This is a genomic window from Adlercreutzia sp. CNCM I-6207 (assembly GCF_977072305.1).
Window position 1 is genome coordinate 1 of sequence record NZ_CDRVLZ010000026.1, and the last position, 19,540, is coordinate 19,540.

17 protein-coding genes are annotated in these 19,540 nt (G+C 63.9%); 1 reads left to right on the forward strand and 16 read right to left on the reverse strand.

What is annotated here, in order from left to right; translation table 11 throughout:
- Nucleotides 1-255: 255 nt before the first annotated feature.
- Complete coding sequence (locus tag ACW4QM_RS10765; protein ID WP_161127775.1) at nucleotides 256-1,860, reverse strand: YfcC family protein; 1,605 nt, start codon at nucleotides 1,858-1,860, stop codon at nucleotides 256-258.
- A gap of 68 nt (nucleotides 1,861-1,928) precedes the next feature.
- Entirely contained in the window at nucleotides 1,929-3,152 is a 1,224-nt protein-coding gene (gene arcA, locus ACW4QM_RS10770) for an arginine deiminase (protein ID WP_161127776.1), read from the reverse strand.
- A gap of 482 nt (nucleotides 3,153-3,634) precedes the next feature.
- Here arcA and ACW4QM_RS10775 point away from each other — a divergent pair, with 482 nt between their 5' ends.
- Nucleotides 3,635-4,600 carry a helix-turn-helix transcriptional regulator gene (locus ACW4QM_RS10775; protein ID WP_306506514.1) on the forward strand — a complete coding sequence of 322 codons (966 nt, stop codon included), beginning with the start codon at nucleotides 3,635-3,637 and terminating at the stop codon, nucleotides 4,598-4,600.
- Nucleotides 4,601-4,846: 246 nt separating this feature from the next.
- Here ACW4QM_RS10775 and polA read toward each other — a convergent pair whose 3' ends face one another.
- The 14 genes from polA to ACW4QM_RS10845 all read right to left on the reverse strand — a co-directional run bounded on the left by polA (nucleotide 4,847) and on the right by ACW4QM_RS10845 (nucleotide 19,069).
- On the reverse strand, nucleotides 4,847-7,474 hold the full coding sequence (polA, locus tag ACW4QM_RS10780; RefSeq protein WP_302148473.1) for a DNA polymerase I: 2,628 nt from the start codon (nucleotides 7,472-7,474) through the stop codon (nucleotides 4,847-4,849).
- A gap of 17 nt (nucleotides 7,475-7,491) precedes the next feature.
- Nucleotides 7,492-8,166: a winged helix family transcriptional regulator gene (locus ACW4QM_RS10785; RefSeq protein WP_161127779.1), complete on the reverse strand. Its 675-nt coding sequence runs from the start codon at nucleotides 8,164-8,166 to the stop codon at nucleotides 7,492-7,494.
- A 1-nt stretch (nucleotide 8,167) separates the two neighbouring features.
- Nucleotides 8,168-9,511, reverse strand: coding sequence for a glutamine synthetase family protein (locus ACW4QM_RS10790; RefSeq protein WP_022740169.1), 1,344 nt, complete (start codon nucleotides 9,509-9,511; stop codon nucleotides 8,168-8,170).
- A gap of 150 nt (nucleotides 9,512-9,661) precedes the next feature.
- On the reverse strand, nucleotides 9,662-10,144 hold the full coding sequence (gene rpmE / locus ACW4QM_RS10795; RefSeq protein WP_022740170.1) for a 50S ribosomal protein L31: 483 nt from the start codon (nucleotides 10,142-10,144) through the stop codon (nucleotides 9,662-9,664).
- Between the two features lie 165 nt (nucleotides 10,145-10,309).
- On the reverse strand, nucleotides 10,310-10,690 hold the full coding sequence (locus tag ACW4QM_RS10800) for a desulfoferrodoxin family protein (protein ID WP_022740171.1): 381 nt from the start codon (nucleotides 10,688-10,690) through the stop codon (nucleotides 10,310-10,312).
- 150 nt (nucleotides 10,691-10,840) lie between these two features.
- A complete protein-coding gene (gene lgt / locus ACW4QM_RS10805) occupies nucleotides 10,841-11,692 on the reverse strand; it encodes a prolipoprotein diacylglyceryl transferase (protein WP_161127780.1) in 852 nt (283 codons plus the stop codon).
- Nucleotides 11,692-11,922 (reverse strand): UDP-N-acetylmuramoylalanyl-D-glutamate--2,6-diaminopimelate ligase, encoded by a 231-nt coding sequence (locus tag ACW4QM_RS10810; RefSeq protein ID WP_455798444.1) that lies wholly within the window; start codon nucleotides 11,920-11,922, stop codon nucleotides 11,692-11,694. Before ACW4QM_RS10810 ends, lgt begins: the two co-directional genes overlap by 1 nt.
- 308 nt (nucleotides 11,923-12,230) lie before the next feature.
- A complete protein-coding gene (locus tag ACW4QM_RS10815) occupies nucleotides 12,231-12,521 on the reverse strand; it encodes a hypothetical protein (protein ID WP_041714575.1) in 291 nt (96 codons plus the stop codon).
- A gap of 197 nt (nucleotides 12,522-12,718) precedes the next feature.
- Complete coding sequence (locus ACW4QM_RS10820; protein WP_022740175.1) at nucleotides 12,719-12,949, reverse strand: NifU family protein; 231 nt, start codon at nucleotides 12,947-12,949, stop codon at nucleotides 12,719-12,721.
- Nucleotides 12,950-13,009: 60 nt separating this feature from the next.
- Entirely contained in the window at nucleotides 13,010-14,521 is a 1,512-nt protein-coding gene (locus tag ACW4QM_RS10825) for an LCP family protein (RefSeq protein ID WP_455798445.1), read from the reverse strand.
- A gap of 8 nt (nucleotides 14,522-14,529) precedes the next feature.
- Nucleotides 14,530-15,810: a UDP-N-acetylglucosamine 1-carboxyvinyltransferase gene (murA, locus tag ACW4QM_RS10830; protein WP_161127782.1), complete on the reverse strand. Its 1,281-nt coding sequence runs from the start codon at nucleotides 15,808-15,810 to the stop codon at nucleotides 14,530-14,532.
- 132 nt (nucleotides 15,811-15,942) lie between these two features.
- Nucleotides 15,943-16,803, reverse strand: coding sequence for a translation elongation factor Ts (gene tsf / locus ACW4QM_RS10835; protein ID WP_114540488.1), 861 nt, complete (start codon nucleotides 16,801-16,803; stop codon nucleotides 15,943-15,945).
- 43 nt (nucleotides 16,804-16,846) lie between these two features.
- A complete protein-coding gene (gene rpsB, locus ACW4QM_RS10840) occupies nucleotides 16,847-17,671 on the reverse strand; it encodes a 30S ribosomal protein S2 (RefSeq protein ID WP_161127783.1) in 825 nt (274 codons plus the stop codon).
- Between the two features lie 249 nt (nucleotides 17,672-17,920).
- Entirely contained in the window at nucleotides 17,921-19,069 is a 1,149-nt protein-coding gene (locus tag ACW4QM_RS10845; RefSeq protein ID WP_161127784.1) for a PDDEXK family nuclease, read from the reverse strand.
- Nucleotides 19,070-19,540: the final 471 nt, after the last annotated feature.

Below are 19,540 nucleotides of genomic sequence, written 5' to 3' on the forward strand. Positions count from 1 at the left end.
ACGCACCTGGAGTCGCATCCCTTCCTGAGCCTGGCCAACCGCGTCAGCATCGGGGAGAGGTACGGCTATATGTCAATGGTGGTTTAACAGCGGGTCCAAATTTCGCGAGCCAAAATAGCACGTTTTCCAGATTTGGGCCAAAATGGCACATTTTCCAAAACGAGGAAGAGCCAGGCGGAACACACGAGGAGGGCGCCCCGCGCAGGGGACGCCCTCCCGGAAGGATGACAGCCGGCAGGCTGTTATCGGTACATCCTAGGCTGCTCCAGGCAGAATGAGCATCGCAGCGGTAAGGATCACCATGCAGACGATGCCGAGGACCACGAACAGCTTCGCGCCGAACTTGAGCCAGGTCGAGTACTCGATCTTGGCGAGGGCCAAGCCGCCCATGATGGCGCCGGAGGTCGGCGTGAACAGGTTCACAAGGCCGTTGCCGGCGGAGTAGATCATGACCATGGTCTCGACCGAGAAGTTCAGCTGGCTGGCCAGACCGCCCATGATGGGCATGGACACGGTGGCCATGCCGGAGGAGGACGGGATCAGGAAGGACAGGACGATGTAGAGCAGGAAGGACAGCGGTGCGAAGATGATCGCCGACATGCCCGCGAGCGCGTTGGCCGCGTTGTTCAGGATCCACATGTCCAGACCGGTGGAGGCCATAAGCACGGTGATGGAGCGGGCCAGCGCGATGATGAGCACGACCGACATCATGTCGGCGGCGCCGTTGATGAACGCCTTCACGAAGCGGCTCTCGGACACGCCGCCGATGACGCCGATGATGAGCGCCATGAGCAGGAACCACGTGGAGGCCTCGTCGAAGTACCACTGGCCCAGAGGAATGCCGGTAAGGAAGCTCGACCAAGCCGGAGTGACCTCCTCCTCGGAGACGGAGACGGCCTCGACGGGCTCGGCGATGGTGGTCGTGGTGGCGCCGTCGTTGGCGTCGTCGATGAAGGTGGCGACCTCCTCGCCGGTCATCGTCGTCGACACTTCCTCATAGGACTGGCCGGCCACAAAGCCATCGAAGCCCAGATCCTCCCAGGGGATGAACGACACGATCATGATGACGAAGGTGAGCGCGAACACGACGAGGGTGGCCTTCTGGCGACCGGTCATCTTCGGAGCCATCTCCTGACCGTCAGCAGCCTCGGCCTCGGAGTCGGTCATGCCCCACTCGTTCATCATATCCTGCTGCTCCTGCAACGACAGGAAGGTGGAGCCCTTGTCGGCCTTCACCTTCTTGGCGTAGCGCATCACGAAGATGATGGAGATGATCGTCGTCGTGAGCCAGAGAATAGCGCCGAGCGCGATGATGATGCCCTGGTTGACGGCAATGCCGATACCGGAGAGCGCATCGACGGCCACGCCCACGGCGAACGGGTTCACAGTCGAGCCCAAAACGCCGCAGCCGGCGCCCAAAAGGACGACCGCCGCGCCGGTCAGGCTGTCGAAGCCGGCGGCCACCATGGTGGCGGCGAGCAGCAGGTAGAAGGGCACCGTTTCCTCGCACATGCCGTAGGTGGTGCCGCCGATGGAGAAGATGAACATCAAAATGGGGATGAGCACGAGCTCGTTGCCCTTGAGCTTGTGCACCAGCGCGGCGATGCCGGCATCGAGCGCGCCGGTCTCGGTGACGATACCGAGGAAACCGCCGAGGATCATAACGAACAGGCACACGCCGATGGCGTCCTGGAAGCCGAAGACCGGCGCGGTGAGCACGCCGGAGAGCGTGGCGCCCTCGATGCCCTCGACGCCGCAGGCGGCCATGATAACGGTAATGACCGCAAGCGCCACCAGGATGATCAGCAAAATAGTGAACGAAGAGAGGCTCGCGCGCTTCTTCTTTTTAGTATCAGCCATGGGAGTTTCTCCTTAAGGGAGAGGCGGCCGATAAGGGAGATCGGCCGCCGTTTGGACAGGAAGAAAGCCTAGATAGCCTCGCGCCAGGCCGGCATGGACATGCAGCGCGGGCCGCCACGGCCGCGGGAGAGCTCGGCCGACGGCATGACCAGGCAGTTGATGCCGTTCTTGTACAGCACGTCGTTGGTGACGTTGTTGCGCTGGTACACCACCACGGTGCCGGGACGGACGCAGAGCGTGTTGGAGCCGTCGTTCCACTGCTCGCGCTCGGCCGCGATGCGGTCGCCGCCGCCGCAGGGGATGAGCTTCACGGGCTGGCCGACGTACTCGGTCAGGATGGACTCCAGATCCTCGTCGCGCTCGCGGATCTTGGTGCCGCCGTTGCCGTCCGGGGTGATCTCGAAGACGGTCAGCGGGCCCATGATGCCGGGATGGATGGTGAACTTGTCGTAGTCGATCTGGGTGAACACCGTGTCCAGGTGCATGAAGGCGCGGGACACCGGGATGTTGAACGCCAGGATGGTGTCGATGGTGGACGTCTCGTCGCTGAACACGTTGTGGGCCAGCTGATCGATGGCGTCGGGCTCGGTGCGCTGGGAGATGCCGATGGCCAGCACGTGGTCGTTGATGTTCAGCACGTCGCCGCCCTCGATGTGGAAGGTGTTCTCGCGGCTGTAGTACTGCGGCACGTCCTTGAAATCCGGATGATAGTTGAAGATGTAGTCGCCGTAGATGGTCTCGCGGTTGCGCGTCTGGCTGTACATGCGGTTGATGCCCACGCCGTTGCCGATCATGTTGAACGGATCACGGGTGAAGTACAGGTTCGGCATCGGGGCGCACACGAGCTTCGTGCGGTCGGACACCATGTCCACGAGCAGGTTGGTGTGCTGCTGCGGCAGCTCCTGCAGGTTGATGCCCGCCATGGTCTTCATGACCATGTCCTTGGTGCCGGTGTACTCGCTATTGATGTAGTCCTTGATGATCTGGGTGTACAGGTCGGTGCGGATGCCCGCCTCGTAGATCCACTGGTCGAGGAACTTCTCGCGCAGGGCCGGGTCGGTGTCCAGGGCCTCGGCCATAAGGTCCTCCAGATAGACGACCTCCACGCCCTCCTCGCGCAGAATGCCCGCGAAGGCGTCGTGCTCGGCCTGAGCGACCTCCAAGAACGGGATGTCGTCGAACAGCAGCTCCTCCAGCGTGTTCGGGGTGAGGTTCAAAAGCTCGTTCCCCGGGCGATGAAGGATAACCTTCTTGAGGTTGCCGATCTCGCTCTTGACGTTTACTCCTTGCATGTGACTCTCCGATCTGGCGCGTCCGCGCCACTCGATTGCCGGCTGCCGCGGTTTCCCTCCACGGCCACGCGAGTCCCGAAGGAACTGGCTCGCGATTTCATGAATCCAATGTGCAGGAACTATGAAGTTTGCGAAAGGTCTAAACCAGTTGTAGCTCGGCCCCATCAGCCAAACGCTTTCCTACGGGTTTCTTCTACAACCAACCTAAACCGCAGGTCACTTACGCTTTTTAAAAACTCTGATTATTGACTTTTCGTCAGGTAATTAAGCGCTGTTACCGTTTCGTAAGCTTTCTGCTCAAGAGTTTTCGCCCGGGCGCGTCTCCACAACTCTCCTTCGAGCGACGCATTCGGGGAACGCAGAGCGCCATCCAGGCCCCCATCGCTCTCGACGGCTTCCCCCGGCCCTCGAAATTCCCCGCGAAGCGATATAATGAGCTTAAAAAGAGGGCCTGATGCAGGCTGGCTGGAACGAAGGGGTCTATGGGACTGGCGATTTTTTACGAGACACTCTTGGTTATTCTCGTCTCGGCACTGACGGCGGCGGTTTGCCTTTCCTCGTATCTGGTAACGAAGCGGAAGACGATGCTGTTCGCCTGCATCGCGTTCATGTTCTACTTCTTCGACGTGGCCTCCATCCTGCAGGACGACTATGCGGCGCGCGAGCTGGCCTCGGGGCTGACCCAGGAGTACTATTTCATCCGCTCGCTTTACACGATGGTCACTGGAGCCGGCTTTCTCGGCGCCTTCTGGTTCATGGTCTGCGAGTACATCGGCGAATGCCGTCGCAGCATCCGCATCACGCCCATCGTCGTTTATGCCGCCCTCTCGCTGATCCTGCTCGCCATCTCCGGCGAGAGCAAGGTGCTGAGGTTCTGCTATTACAGCTGCCGCGCCGCCTTCATGTTCTGGATCCTGGCCTATGGCGCCGTTCACTACCTGCGTACGAAAGACCCGGTCGAGCGGCAACGACTTGGTCGCTACAAGAACCATTGCATCGCTCTCGCCCTACTCGGAATGGTCATGGTAGCCGAGGACGCGCTGTTCTTCCTCGTGCTTTCCACCGACACGATCACGATAGGACCGTTCACGTTCTCGGCGGAGCGAAACTACGCCGAGAACGTGCTCATGATGGTCTGTGCAGCCATGACCTGCTGGTTCGCCCTGCGTCAGCTGGATATTCACTCCAACAAGGCGCCCGTGGTGGACGACACCCTCCGCTATCGTCAGACAGCCGAGGATCTGCTCGTCTACGCCAAGCGCCACCAGCTGACGGCCCGCGAGCAGGAGGTGCTCGACTACATCCTGCGCGATCAGGACAACCAGAACATCGCCTCGGCGATGTCGCTCTCCCCGTCCACCGTGAAGGTGCACGTGCACAACATCTTGCAAAAGACGGGGCATACCAACCGCCAGGAGCTCATCCAGGATTTCTGGAAGACGGTGTAAGGGACTCCTCTGACTGGGAGGTCGGGACGAGGTATCCCCAGCCCGCTGCGCGCTTTATCCCCCTGCGAACGCGGCAAAAGAAATAGCGGAAGGAACGCACATAGGCCGGTACCATCCCCGCATCGCTGCTGCTGAAGTGGAAGCTATTTCTTAACAGCCGCGTTCTCCAGGGGGCGCGCAGAGGTCTGGGGATACCTCCTCCCGACCTCCCGGCGCATGGCTTACTCGGCTGACTCGATCGACTCGCTAGTGCGCTTCGGCCCAGGTGGGGCCCCAGCTGACGTCGGCGATGAGGGGCACCTTCAGGCTGACGACGCCTTCCATGACCTCTTTCACCATGGCGGCCAACCGCTCCACTTCCCCAGCCGGCACCGAGAAGTCCAGCTCGTCGTGCACCTGGATCATGAGCTGGGCCTCAAAGTCCTCGGCCAGAAGACGGCGCTGCACCTCGTTCATGGCCATCTTGATGATGTCGGCGGCGCTCCCCTGCATGGGATGGTTCATGGCCGTGCGCTCGCCGAAGGCCCGCTGCTGGCCGTTGGAGCTCTTCAGCTCGGGAATGTGGCGCTTGCGGCCGAGCATGGTCTCGGCGAAGCCGCGCTCGCGGGCCTCGGCGACGGTCTCGTCCAAGTAAGTGCGCACGCCGGGGTACGCCTCGAAGTAGCGGTCGATCATCTCGCGGGCCTCGGCCACGGGGATGTCCAGCGTCTGGGAGAGTCCGAAGGCCTGCTGGCCGTAGACGATGCCGAAGTTCACCGCCTTGGCGCGGCTGCGCAGCTCCGGTGTCACCGCCTCCACCGGCAGACCGAAGACGCGAGAGGCCGTGGAGGCGTGGAAATCCGCCCCGGAGTTGAACGCCGCTACCAAGTGCTCGTCGCCGGACAGATGCGCGAGCAGGCGCAGCTCGATCTGCGAGTAGTCCGCCGACAGGAACAGCTCGCCCGCCCGCAGCGGCACGAAGCAACTGCGGATCTGGCGGCCGAACTCGGTGCGCACGGGAATGTTCTGCAGGTTCGGGTCGGATGACGACAGGCGCCCGGTCGTGGTGACCGTCTCGTTGAACTGGGTGTGCACGCGACCGTCGGCGGCCCGCATACGGGGCAGGGCGTCAATGTAGGTGTTCTTGATCTTCGAGAACTCGCGGTAGCGCAGGATGAGGTCGGGCAACGGATGGATGGCCGACAGCTCCGTGAGCACCTTGGCGTCGGTGGAGTACCCGCGCTGGTTCTTCTTCACCGGGGGCAGTTCCAGCACCTCGAAGAGGATGTGGGCCAGCTGCTTGGGGGAACTCAAGTTGAAGGGCTCGCCGGCCAGTTTGTAAATCTGGGCCGTGAGACCGTCCACCTCGGCCTGGGCCTCGCGCCCCAGCGCCTCCAGGCGCTCCGCGTCGATGGCGGCGCCCACGCGCTCCATGACGGCGAGCACCCCCACGAGCGGCAAGTCGATGTCGGCGTAAGCGTCCCAGCTGCCGTCCTTCTTCAGCGCCTCCTCCAAGAGCCCCTTCAGCAGACGAGCCGCCGTGGCGCGGATGGCCGCGCGCTCGGCGTCGGTTTCGGCCTCGGGCAGCGTGGAGGCGGCCAGGGCCTCCATGAGCGAGTCGTAGGTGTAGGCGGAAAGCGACGAGTTCAGCACGTAGCCCGCCACGGACAGGTCGAAGCCGTCGGCAGAGAGCACCTCCCCATCGCTCACGAGAGCCGGCTCGGCGGTGTCGGCCGGGTACACCCGATGCAGCTCCGCCTTCACATCCAGGGCCACGAACGAGCCTTCCCGAACCACCTGGGCGAGCAGCGCCAGCGCGTCGTCTCCCACCGCGACGACCGTTGCCTCGTCGGTGGCGAACGCGCCGGTCGCCCCCTCGTCGAACAACGACACCTGCTCCGGATCGACGAAGGCGACGCCGATGGTCTCCCCCGCCTTCACGGCCCGAACGACCTCGGCCGCGCCGGCGTCCCCCTCGAGCACCGGCGCCACTTCCAATTTCGCCTCGCGCGAGGGCGGCTCGGCATCGATCATGGCCAGCACCCGGGCCAAGGGGCTCGCCAGCTGGTACTTGCCGAACGCCTCCTCCACGTCCGCCGCGTCGAAGGCGGGAAAGCTCACCGCCTCCAAGTCGAGGGGGAAGTCCAGATCGGTCACGATGGTCGCGATCTCCCGGGACAGAAACGCCGTCTCGCGGTTGTTCTCGATGTTCTCCTTCTGCTTGCCCTTGAGCTCCCCCACGTGCTCGTAGATGCCCTCCATCGACCCGTAGGTCTGCAGAAGCTTCGTGGCGGTCTTGGGCCCGATGCCGGGCACGCCGGGGATGTTGTCGGAGCTGTCGCCCATAAGCCCCAGGTAGTCGATGAACTGGGCGGGCGTCACGCCGTAGCGCTCCTCCACCTCGGCCGGCCCGTTGATGGTCACGTCCGTGATGCCCTTCTTCGTGGTCACGATGCGCGTCAACTCGCTCGCCAGCTGGTAGGCGTCCTTGTCGCCGGTGACGAGCAGGGTCTCGTATCCCAGCGCCTCGTCGCGGGCGGCAATGGTGCCCAGAATGTCGTCGCCCTCCCAGCCGGGCACCTTCACCACGGGGATGGCCATGGACTCGAGCAGCTCCTGAATGACGGGGAACTGCACGTGCAGCTCCTCGTCCATGGGCGGCCGCTGCGCCTTGTACTGGGCCATGGCCTCGATGCGGTGCACCGGCTTGCCGGCGTCGAAGGCGCACACCACCGCGTCCGGCGAGGCCATCTCGATGAACTTGCAGAGCATGGTGAGGAAGCCGAAGACGGCGTTGGTGGGGGTGCCGTCCTTGGCGGTCATGGGCGTCTGCACCGCATGGTAGGCACGATGCATGAGCGAGTTTCCGTCGATAACGGCAATCTTTTTTGACATTTCGAGCCTTTCGGGTCTTAGGCGTTCCACAAATAGCCGACGCCGCGCACCGTCTCCAGGCGCTGAGCGAGCTCCGGGCCGAGCTTGGCGCGAACGCGGCGCACGTGGACGTCCACGGTGCGGCTGCCGCCGTAGTAGTCGAAGCCCCACACGCGGCGCAGCAGCGCGTCTCGGGAGTAGGTGCGGCCCGGATGGGTGACGAGGAAGGCGAGCAGGGCGTATTCCAAATAGGTGAGGTCCACCGGCTCGCCGCCGACCTTCACCTGGTAGGTGGCAAGGTTCACGGTCATGTTGTCCACGGTGATGTAGTCGGCCGAACTGCCCTCGTTGCCGGGCCACAGCAGCTGTCGAATGCGGGTGGCGCACTCGGCGGCGCTCGCCCCGTGCACGACGAAGTCGGCCTTGCAGGACACCGGCAGACGGAACTGGGCCAGCTGGTCCTCGTTCACGATGACGAGCATGGCAGTGGCACCTTCCTCGGCAAGCGCCGCCTCCACCGAGGCCACCGTGCCCAGAGCGTCGCCCCGGGCCTCGTAGATGACCAGATCGTGGCTCGGGTGCGCCGCGAGCAGCTTCTTGAACTGCACCGATGAGCCCGCAGCCACGTCTACGTCCAGCTTCGAGAGCACCTGCTGGAACTTGTGGGCGTTGTCGAGGCTGTCGGCGATGAAGATAATCGTTTTGCGCTGCATGCTACAACACCGCCAAATTGCGCTCGAGCTCCCACGCGGTCACGATACCCTGGTAGGCCTCCCATTCCTCGCGCTTGGTGCGCACGAGGTAATCGTGGATGTGCTCGCCCAAGGTCTCGCGCATCAGCTTGCTCTCCGCGAAGCGCTCCACGGCCTCGCCGAGGGATTCCGGCAGCGTCTCGATGCCCCGGGCGCGATGCTCGTAGCGGGTGCAGCCGATGGGCGCGGCCTCGTCGGCCGGGGGCATCAGCTCAAGCCCCTCCTCGATGCCCGCCAGCCCCGCGGCCAGCATGACGGCGAAGGCGAGATAGGGGTTCGCCGCCGGGTCGGGGCTGCGCAGCTCCACCCGGCAGGCCGACTCGCTGTTCGGGCGATAGCCCGGGATGCGCACCAGGGTCGAGCGGTTTCGCGCGCCCCAGCTGATGCAGGTGGGCGCCTCCCCTCCCGGCTGCAGGCGCTTGTAGGAGTTCACGTACTGGTTCGTGACCAGCGTGTACTCCGGCGCGTACTTCAGAAGGCCGGCGATGTAGCTCTTCGCCGTGGCCGACAGGTTGTACCCGGACGGATCGTCCGGGTCGAAGAACACGTTGTTGCCGGAGCGATCCATGAGACTCTGGTGCACGTGCATGCCGTTGCCGGGAGCATCCGCCATGGGCTTGGGCATGAACGAGGCGTACACCCCGTGCTTCATGGCGATTTCCTTCACCACCTGCTTGTAGGTCATAACGGCGTCGGCCATGGAGAGCGCATCGGCGTAGCGCAAGTCGATCTCGTGCTGGGAAGGGCCCTTCTCGTGGTGGGAGTACTCCACGGGAATGCCCATCTTCTCCAAAGTGAGCACCGTGTCGCGGCGCAGATCGGAGGCGGAATCGAGCGACGTCAGGTCGAAGTAGCTGCCATGATCGAGCACGTCGGTGCCCTCGGCGTCCTTGAAGTAGAAGTACTCCAGCTCGGGCCCTACGATAAACGAGTAGCCGTCCTCGGCGGCGCGGCGCACCACCCGCTCCAGCACATGGCGCGAATCTCCCGCGTAGGGCTCCCCCTCCGGCGTGCGGATGTCGCAGATCATGCGGGCCACGGCGTTGGCCTGGGGACGCCAGGGCAAGATCTCGAAGGTGGAAGGGTCGGGAAAGGCCAGCATGTCCGACTCCTGCGCCGCCGAGAAGCCCTCGATGCAGCTGGCGTCGAAGCCCATGCCCTCCTCGAAGGCGCTCTCCAGCTCGCCGGGCACCACCGCGAAGGACTTCATGTTGCCCAAGACGTCGGTGAACCAGAAGCGAACGAAGTGAACATCCCTGCTCTCAACCGTTTTCAGGACGAAGTCCTGCTCCGGATTCGCAACCATATCTACTCCCATCGGTCGCGTTGCGTTCAACTCCCTAGCATTATAAAACCGCGCCCGCTCCCCTTTGCGGGAATTCACAGGACGGCAAAAGAAAAGGCCCGCCGCACCGGAGTGCGAGCGGGCCTTGCGTTCACCGAATGCGACGACGAGCTACTCGGCGGCCTCCACGGCCTCGGTCACCTCGGCGTCGGTCAGCTCCACGCCGGGAGCCTCCTCGGCGGTGCCGGCGGCAGCGGCGTCTTCCATGGCGTCAACGTCGGCCTGAGCCTCGGCGCGGGCGGCCTCCTCGGCGGCCTTGGCGGCATAGGCGGCGGCGCGCTCGGCCTTAGCGGCGGCCTTGGCCTCGCGCTCGGCCTTCTTGGCGGCCTCGCGCTCGGCGATCTGAGCGGCGCGCTCGGCCTTCTTGGCGGCCTCGCGCTCGGCCACGACGTCCTTAGCGGCGCCGAAGCGGTCGGCGAAGCGCTGGACGCGTCCACCGGTGTCGATGAGCTTCTGGGTGCCGGTGTAGAACGGATGACAGGCGTTGCAGATGTCGATCTTCAGCTCGGGCTTGGTGGAGCGGGTGGTGAAGGTGTTGCCGCAGCTGCACTTCACGACGCAGTCCACGTACTCCGGATGAATACCTTGCTTCATTGGGTTCTCCTAACTTCCTTGGTTTCCGACCAAGGGGCCGAATGCGGCTTGGTTTCCGACCAAGCCCTGAGACAAGCTTGTCTATATTAGCATCGTTTTCCCCGAATGCAAGAAAAAAGACCCGCGCAACACGGGTCTTTCTCATTTCGCTCCGCGAGCGGGCGTTTAGATCTCGGTCACCCACAGGCCGTGGAGGTTGCAGTGCTCGTAGACCTTGAGCGGCGTCTCGCCCTCGGCGATGACGAACTCGGCGTGGGGCGCCTCGCCCGGGGCGAGCGGGTGAATCTGGTAGCCCTTGTCGGTCACCAGGCAGATGAACTGGATCCAGTGTTCCTCCAGCATGGGATGATCCACCGAGCCGACGTTCACGACGACCTTGTTGCCCTCGACCTCGACGGCGGGCACGTGCTTCTCCAGGGCGGCGTCCTGGGAGCCGGCGACCAGCTCAACCATCTTCTCGCCGCAGCACACCAGCGGCACACCCGCGTCGAAGACCTTAACGGCAATGTTGCCGCAATGCATGCACTTGTAGAATTTCACGTCCATGTTCTACCTCATATCTCTTGTAGCTGCTCGTTACAAAGAGCCGCAGACGCGCTGTCCGCAGCCTTGAAATATTGTACTGGAAGGAGTGCCACCCCGATTTCCGCAACGCCGGGTGACACCACGTCGTTACAAGAAAACCCGATGGAGCGCCTAAGCCGCATCGCCAGGGACAGACGGCGGCTGAATCTCCTGCGGTCCGGCCTGGGGATGCCGCGTCCTCGCCGCATAGATGAGCAACGCGATACCGGCCACGATGAGCGGTGCCGAGAGCACTTGGCCCATGGTGAGCCAACCGCCCCACAGGTATCCCAGTTGCACGTCGGGCTCGCGCACGAACTCGATGAGGAAGCGGAAGATGCCGTAGAGCACCAGAAATGCGCCGAGGAAGGTGCCCTGGGGCCTCGGTGGCCGCTTGCGCGAGAGCGCGAACAGGACGCAGAAGATGACGATCCCCTCCAGCACCGCCTCGTAGAGCTGGCTGGGATGCCGCGGCATCATGCCGGCCGCGCCGCCGAACACCACGCCGAGCGGCCCGTCGGTGGGCGCGCCCCACAGCTCGCCGTTCACGAAGTTGGCGCAGCGGCCGAAGAACAGGCCAATCGGCGCCGCAATGGATCCCAAGTCGGCCAACGTGAGAAACGGGATGCGCGTCATACGGGCAGCTACGGCGCCGCCGATAAGCAGCCCCACGAGACCGCCATGGAAGCTCATGCCCCCCTGGTTGAACGCGAGTATCTCCAGCGGATGGGACAGGTAGTAGCCGTCGCCGTAGAACAGCACGTATCCGATGCGCGCACCCAGCACCACGCCGACGATGGCGCAGACCATGAGCGTAAGCAGGTTGTCCTCGCTCATGCCGAGCTTCCAGCGCTTCGCCACGAAGTAGATGATGGCGGCGGCGCAGACGAACCCGAGCACGTAGGCCAGGCCGTACCAGCGCACCACCAGAGGCCCCAGCGAGAAGGCGATGGGGTCGAGCCCCTGATAAATGTCGTTCAGCATTACGATGTTCCCTCATGGGCGCCCATACCAGCACCCAGCTCGATAGCGGCAAATATAACTTCCTCCCGCAACTCGGGCGGAATGGTCAGAAGCGCCGAGATGCGGGCGGCGCAATGGGGGCAGGTCAGCGTGAACAGCGCCAGGTCGGAGCGCAGGGCCATGAGCGACTCGTAGGATCGCACATCGACGTCATCGGCCCCGCAGGCCGGACAGGTCACCTTCGCTTTCACCGCTCTCACCGCCTTCGCTCGCGCTTGAACCTTTATCGAACCGCATTGTAGCAGAGCCCCTCGACAATCACGCAAAAGCAAGCCCTCTCACCCAACCGCCTTCTCGTTCTTTGCAAAAAGTCGAGAGAAAATGGTCACAAAATCGAGTTCTGGGTTCGACTGAACCCTAAAGAAGGCCTTACATCGACGAGATTCGCCCTTGATTTGCGAGAAATTAATTCAATACATTAATTTCTCCTCTTCCAAATTCCCGTTTAAAACCCAAAAGTCGATTTTGTGACCATTTTTCTCGAAACCTATGTCGAAACCTAAAGAAGGAAGCGGTTGCGGCCACTGAACTTGTCGCGCGTGCGGGTCTCCGGATCGATATCCGGCCCGTTCACAAGGAAATGCTCGCAGAAGCGGCACACCTGCTTGACCGCCGCGTCGTAATCGCGATTCGGGTTTAGAAGCACCCCGAAGTCCTCGCACACCACATGGGTCGGTCGATGGCACGCCGCGTAATGGCAGTCTGCCGGGCACGGCTCCCCCGGCACGTTGTGCGGACAGCGCCCCTGCATCTCGTCATCGCACCCGCGACGGCTCCAGCACCCTTCCATACACCAGCCTCTCATCTCTACGAACAAACGCTTAATTGGCAAAGTCAGCGAGAGGCTCTGACGCGTTTCAGATTCGCCCGCCTTTGCACCAAGTTGGCTTCGGCCAACGCCGCGTGCAAAACAAGGGTGAATATGAAATGCGTCAGAGCCTCGCAGCGTCGAGTGGTCCGTGTGGCCGTCAGGCCGCACGGAACAGATTACATCGCCGGCACAACCGACGTCACGCCGGGCACGCGCTCCTTCAGGATGCGCTCGACGCCATTGGCGAGCGTCATCTGGGACATGGGGCAGCCCTTGCAGGCGCCCTGCAGCTCCACCGTGACGACGCCGTCGTCGGACACGTCCACCAGCTGCACGTCGCCGCCGTCGGCCTGCAGGCTCGGGCGGATCAGCTCCAGCACCGCGGCCACATCGGACTTCTCAACCATGAGTCACTCCTATCGTGAGAGGTTTTCTTATATCGGCCAGCATCATAACACAGAGGGCACCTAGCCGATCCAGTCGGTGCCGATGATCACCAAAACGTTGGTGTCGAAGGTGTAGAAGTCGCCGCCGTTCACCACCCGCCCCGCAGACAGGTCGCTCACGATGGCCTTGGCGGCGATTTCGAAGGCCTCGTCCTTGTAGATGACGAGCGTCTCGGGGTACACCGTGCCGTCGTCCACGTTGCCGACGGATTTCACGTCGTAGCCCGCCGAGGTCAGAAGCTCGCCGCAGCGGGCCGCCGCTCCCTGAATGCCGCTGCCGTTGCGCACCTCCACGGTGACGAGGCTGCGATCGACATTGGCAAGGTTGCCCTCGAAGCTCTCCGGCGAGTTGCCCGCATTCACCGCCTCCATCATCGCGGCGAGATCCTCGTCGGACACCTCGTAGGTTTCCTCGCCCTCGTCGGAAGTCGTAAGGCGCCCGGGAACCACGGCAGCGTACACCGTCGCCTCGGTGAGGGGGCTGAGAGCATCGCCCAAAGAGATGAGCTGGCCGCTTGTCCAGTCCGTGGAGACGAAGGGCGCGCCGTCGGCTATCACGCTCGGGAAGGAAAGACCCTCGCCCGAGGTGGCGCGCTCGGCCAGATTCACCGTGAACAGGGCTCGCATCTTCGCCTGCATTCCCATTGCATCGCTGTAGTTGGCCGCTCGCAAAAGCGTGAGCGCCTGGGCGCCGTCAAGCGTCTGGGAGCCGGCGGCCAGCACGTGGATGCCGGCCCGGGGGTCGTCCACTTCCTCGGACAGCTCCACCGGCACGCCTCCCACCAGATCAACCAGGGAGGCGAGGCCTTCGGCATCGGTGGAGGCAAAGTGGGCGAACTGAACCCCGAGCAGCGAACCGGCGGCCCGGAGAAGCTCCGCGTCGCCGCCAACCGACGTGGCGTCGCGGAGGGCGTGGCGCTCGCCGTCGGAAAGCTCCACGGACACCGAGGGCGGCAGCGAGATGAAAGTAAGCGTGCGGGCGCCCTCGTCGATGCGCACGGCGAGGTAGGCCGCGTCAGATGCGGAGGGAGCTGCCGTGTTCTTGGCGAGATCGGCGGAGAGCAGCGCGTAATAGGGCGCTCCCTCCTCGGGAGCCGTCAGCGCCTCTTTGGCGTTCGAGTCGCCCAAGGACAGCTGGGAGTCGGACCAGGCGAAGAACGCCGCCGTGCCCGCCACAGCGGCCACCACGACTACGAGCAGGGCAACCGCCCCGAAGAAGATCATCTTGCGGCGGCGCCCCTTGGCCTGAATCTCCTCGGCGTAGCTGCGCCGGGCGCGGCGCCGGGCGTAATCGGAGTCGCTCTCGCCGCTCGTAGCGCCCACGTCCACCTGGTCCACCATGCCGCGGTCAGCTCGGCGGCTGCGGCGTCCATCGGAGAAGTCGACGCGGGCCGGACGGTCGGCGCCGGCAGCGTGGCGCCCCCGAGCGGAGGAGCCGCGTTCCACATGGGAGCCGATCATGGAATCGTTCACGCGTCGGGAGACGCGACGGGTCTGGGAGGCCGAAGGGGCCTTTTTGCCGTGCAGTGCCATGGACGCCCCTAGCGGAGAGAATCCGCGGACACGCGACGGATATCGGCGCCGAGGGAGGCCAGCTTGCCCACGTAGTCCTCATAGCCGCGGTCGATGTGCTCCAAGTGGTGCACGCTCGTCTCGCCGTCAGCCACGATGCCCGCGAGCACGAGAGCCGCGCCCGCCCGCAGATCGGTGGAGGACACGGGCGCCCCTTCCAAATGATCGACGCCGCGCACGATGGCATGGTGGTCGTCCAGCGTCACGTCGGCCCCCATGCGCATGAGCTCGGCGGCGAACATGAAGCGGTTCTCGAAGACGTTCTCCGTGACGACCGACACGTCATCGGCCAGGGCCGCCAGCAGCATGAACTGAGCCTGCAGGTCGGTGGGGAACCCGGGGTGCGGCAGCGTCTGGATGTCCACGGAGGACAGGGGCTCCTCGCGACGCACGGTGATCCAGTCGTCGCCCGTTTCCACATCACAGCCCATGGCCCGAAGCTTCATGATGGCCATGCGCAAAAAAGCGGGGTCGATGCCGTGCACGGTGAGGGGGCCTCCGGTAAGCGCGCCGCCGACGAGAAAGGTGCCCGCCTCGATGCGGTCGCCCACCGTCGTGTGCTCGCAGGGATGGAGCGTCGAGAGCGGCACGCCCTCGATCTCGATGAGCGAGGTGCCGGCGCCGGACACGCGCGCGCCCATGGCGTTGAGCATGTTCGCCAGATCCTCGATCTCGGGCTCGCAGGCGGCGTTCTCGATGGCCGTGTGGCCCTCGGCGGTCACGGCGGCCATGAGCATGTTCTCCGTGGCGCCCACCGAGGGGAACTCGAGGTACACGTGGGTGCCGCGCAGGCCGTTCGGCGTCGTGGCGGCCAGAACGCCGTGATCCACGTCGAACGCAACGCCCAGGGCCTCCAGGCCCACCAGGTGCATGTCGATCTTGCGGGCGCCAATCTGGCAGCCGCCGGGCATGGCCACCCGCGCCTCGCCGAAACGCCCGATGAGCGGCCCCAGCACCGAGATGGAGGCGCGCATCTTCGATACGAGCTCGTAGGGCGTCTCGCAGCTGTCGACGTCGGCAGTGTTTATGCGCAGGGTATGCCCCTCGCGCACCACGGTGGCGCCCAGACGCGCGAGCACCTCGCTCATAAGTTCGATATCGGAAATGAGCGGCACGTTGTGCAGGATCGTCTCCCCCTGTCCCAGAATGGACGCGGCCATGAGCTTCAAGGCCGAGTTCTTGGCGCCGGAGACGCGCACGTCGCCTTTGAGGGTATGGTTTCCCCGAACGATGATGACTTCCTGGTTCATTTCTAGTCCTTTTGCCGGAACGCCCGAGCGCCCCGCGTCATGCAAATATTCACAAGTGCCCCTATTATAGAAAAAAGCCCGCGCACCCGCGCGGGCTTTCCTCCTTTTGGAAATAAATCCATCCAGTTGCGGCTACTCGCCCAGAGCGAAGCGCACGAAACCGGTGATGGCGATCTTCCCGCCCATCTCCTTGGCGCACTCATCGGCGTACTGGGCCACCGTGAGGTCGGGGTTCTTCACGAAATCCTGCTCGGCGAGGCAGTTCTCCTTGTAGAACTTGTCCATGCGGCCGAGCGCGATCTTCTCCTGGATGGCCTCGGGCTTGCCGGACTCGGCGGCCTGGGCCTTGTAGATCTCCATCTCGTGGGCGGCCACGTCGGCGGGCACGTCCTCGCGGGTGGCGGACACCGGGTTCAGAGCGGCCACCTGCATGGCGATGTCGCGGCCGCACTTCTGGAAGGCGTCGGAGGCCGGATCGATGCCCTCGACGTTGAAGGTCACCAGAACGCCGATCTTGCCGCCGCCGTGGATGTAGGCGGACACGGCCTGGGCGTCCACCACGGCCACGCGGGCCAGCTGCGTGTTCTCGCCCATTACATGGATGCAGTCGGTGACGATCTCCTCGACGGTCTCGCCGTCGATGACGGCGGCCTTCAGCGCGTCCACATCGGCCGGCTTCGCGGCAAGCGCCGCCTTGGCGATCTTCTCGGCGTAGGCCTTGAACTTCTCGTTCATGCCCACGAAGTCAGTCTCGCAGTTCAGCTCGACCACGGCGCCGGTGGTGCACGCATCGTTCACGATGGCCATGACGGTGCCCTCGTTGGTGGCGCGCCCGGCCTTCTTGGCGACGGCGGCGAGCCCGCGGGTGCGCAGCACGTCGACGGCCTTCTCCATCTCGCCCTCGGCCTCGGCCAGGGCCTTCTTGCACTCCATCATGCCCGCGCCGGTCATCTCGCGGAGCTCTTTCACCATGGAAGCGGTGATGTTAGCCATGAATTCCTCCTTTGGGGAAAACGGTGGTTCTTACTCGGTCGGGTTACTCGGAAACCGTGTCGGCGACCACGTCGGCAGCGACCTCGGCGCCCGCGCCCTCGGCCACGTCGGCAGCGGCCTCGACGGCCACTTCGGCCACGGCGTCGGCGGCAGCGGCCTCGCCGGCCATCTCGGCGGCGGTCACGTCAGCGCCGGTGCCGGCGATGACGGCGTCGGCCATGAAGTCGGCCAGAAGGCGCACGGAGCGGATGGCGTCGTCGTTGGCCGGAATGCCGTAATCCACGTCGTCCGGATCGCAGTTGGTGTCCAGCGTGCCCACGACGGGGATCTCCAGACGATGGGCCTCGTGCAGGGCGATGCCCTCGCGGTTGGTGTCGATCACGAAGATGGCGTCGGGCACCTTCTTCATGTTGCGGATGCCATTGAGGTTGGTCTGCAGCTTCGCGAGCTCCTTGTGCAGCAGGATCTGCTCCTTCTTCGGAAGCAGCGCCATGCGGCCGTCGGCGTCCATGGCCTCCAGCTCCTCCATGCGCTTCACGCGGGTGCGGATGGTGGCGAAGTTGGTGAGCATGCCGCCGAGCCAGCGGGCGTTCACGTAGGGCATGCCGCAGCGGTTGGCGGCGTCGGCGACGGCTTCCTGGGCCTGCTTCTTGGTGCCCACGAACAGCACGGTACCGCCCTTGCGGGTGAGGTTGCTCACGAAGGTGTAGGCGGCGTCGAGCCCGTAGAGGGTCTGCTTCAGGTCGATGATGTAGATGTCGCCGCGGCTGCCGAAGATGTACGGCTTCATCTTGGGGTTCCAGCGGCGAGTCTGATGCCCGAAGTGCGCGCCGGCGTCGAGCAGCGTGGTAATGCTGACTTTCGTCATGATCACTCCATTCGTTAGTCCTCTGCCCGAGGTCATCCCAGTTCAACCGCAGCCTTTTCCGGTGGCCACTCGCGGTGCCAGTCGCCCGAGCATGTGTGATAATTGCCGCTGCCCATCGCACGCCTGCGAAGACAGCCTGTCTAAAATAGCACAATCCCCCGCAAAAGCAAGGGATTGCGCAAAGAAAGTACGCGCAATTCAACCCAGTCGCTGGGTGTCCCCGCGCGCAGCAAGAAAATCCTCAGCCGATCAGCGAAGTCCCTCTATGCTGCGCTGCTTCAAGGATGCGAGCAGTGCCGCCCGCTCTCCCGCAGCCGCGAGGCGTCCGCGATGCAGGCTGCGCCCCAAGGCGCGGGCGATCTGCCCCGCCAGCTCATCCAACGCCGCAAGCGATGACAAATGCTCCGCCGTCGCCGTGAGCACCGTCACCGACTGGGATTCCAGCTGATTGCGCCTGAGCGCGTCGCGGCGCAACTTCTCCTTTTCCGCATGAAAGGCATCGCTGTCGTATTCCACCGCTATCTTAGCTTCGGGCCAAAATAGATCGGCCACGCGCACCCGCCCCGTCTCCGCATCGAGAGGCAGCACGCGATTCATCTGCGGCTTGGGAAGCCCGTAACCACCGGCTGTCTTCGGAAGGCACAGCATGAGCGCCAACGCGGTCTCCATGGGAGAGGCGGAGCCGTCGACAGCGTAGCGCACCGCACGGGCCATGGCTCGGCCCGCTTTCGAGCTAGCCGATTGCGCGCTAAACCACTCCATGGCGCGAAGACACGAGACCGGAACGGGTCGGTTGCTGCGCGCGCATTCCTGCACTTCTACCCGACTGAGCAATCCGTCCTCGTTGCGACTCAGCTGAGGCACTTCGGCGAGATCGTAGTAATAGGTGGAGCACAGCTCGCAAATCAGCTCGGCGAGCTTCGGCATCGGAAGCTTGAGGGCCAGTTGGAGCACCGCCAGTTCGGGGCCGGCTATCAGCAGCCCTTCCCCAGGGCCGCGAACGAAGGAGCCCTCCGCAGGTGCGGTGCTGCTCAGGCAGCACGTCAAATCAGCCGCCGACAGACGCGACGCCTTGTTGGGCACCATCACACGGATCGGCGCGTCCACCATTCCGGCACCCTGTTCGAGCACCCTCTCGATCACAGGTTTCGACGGCTTGAACGCCATACCGGATTCCGCAGCTTCTGCGTACGCCAGAGCTTCCTCGTATACAACCCCCAGCCGATCGCTCGCCAGCCACCATGCACGCTCTTCAGTGTCGGGATTCCCCAGCGGAGGACGCAGTTTGGGAATCCGATTTCCCATCTCCAAGCTAACAGTTTCCCCGAAGAACAAACCATAAAAGCGATCACATGTCCAGCATTGCGCCGCCGTAAGACCCTCGACAATCGTAGCCATTCCTCTCCCCTTTCGCAACGAAGCCCAGCCGCGCTTCTTAGCCCGCAACAACCGGCATGTAGCACCGGGGCACGATCTCCCGTCGGCAGCACCGGGCCACGACTTCCCGTCGGCAGCGCCCGACACGCAACAATGGGCCATAATCTCCTGTCAGCAACATCCCTGCCAGCAACATCCCTGCCAGCAACATCCCTGCCAGCAACATCCCTGCCAGCAACATCCGACACGCAACAACGGCCACGACCCCCGATTCGACACATTGGACCCGCAGTACCGGGAGCTCATCGCGGAGCCGAATTTGGAAAATGTGCCAATTTGGTCACTTTCAGCGCGGTCATCAATTTCGCCTTTCAGAAAAACACATTTTCCAACTTCCCGCTGTTAAACCACCATTGACATAGACCCACTTTCGGTACACGCGGAAAGGGGCCTCCCGCTACGATGCGATTGTCGAGAAAGCACCGGAGAGGA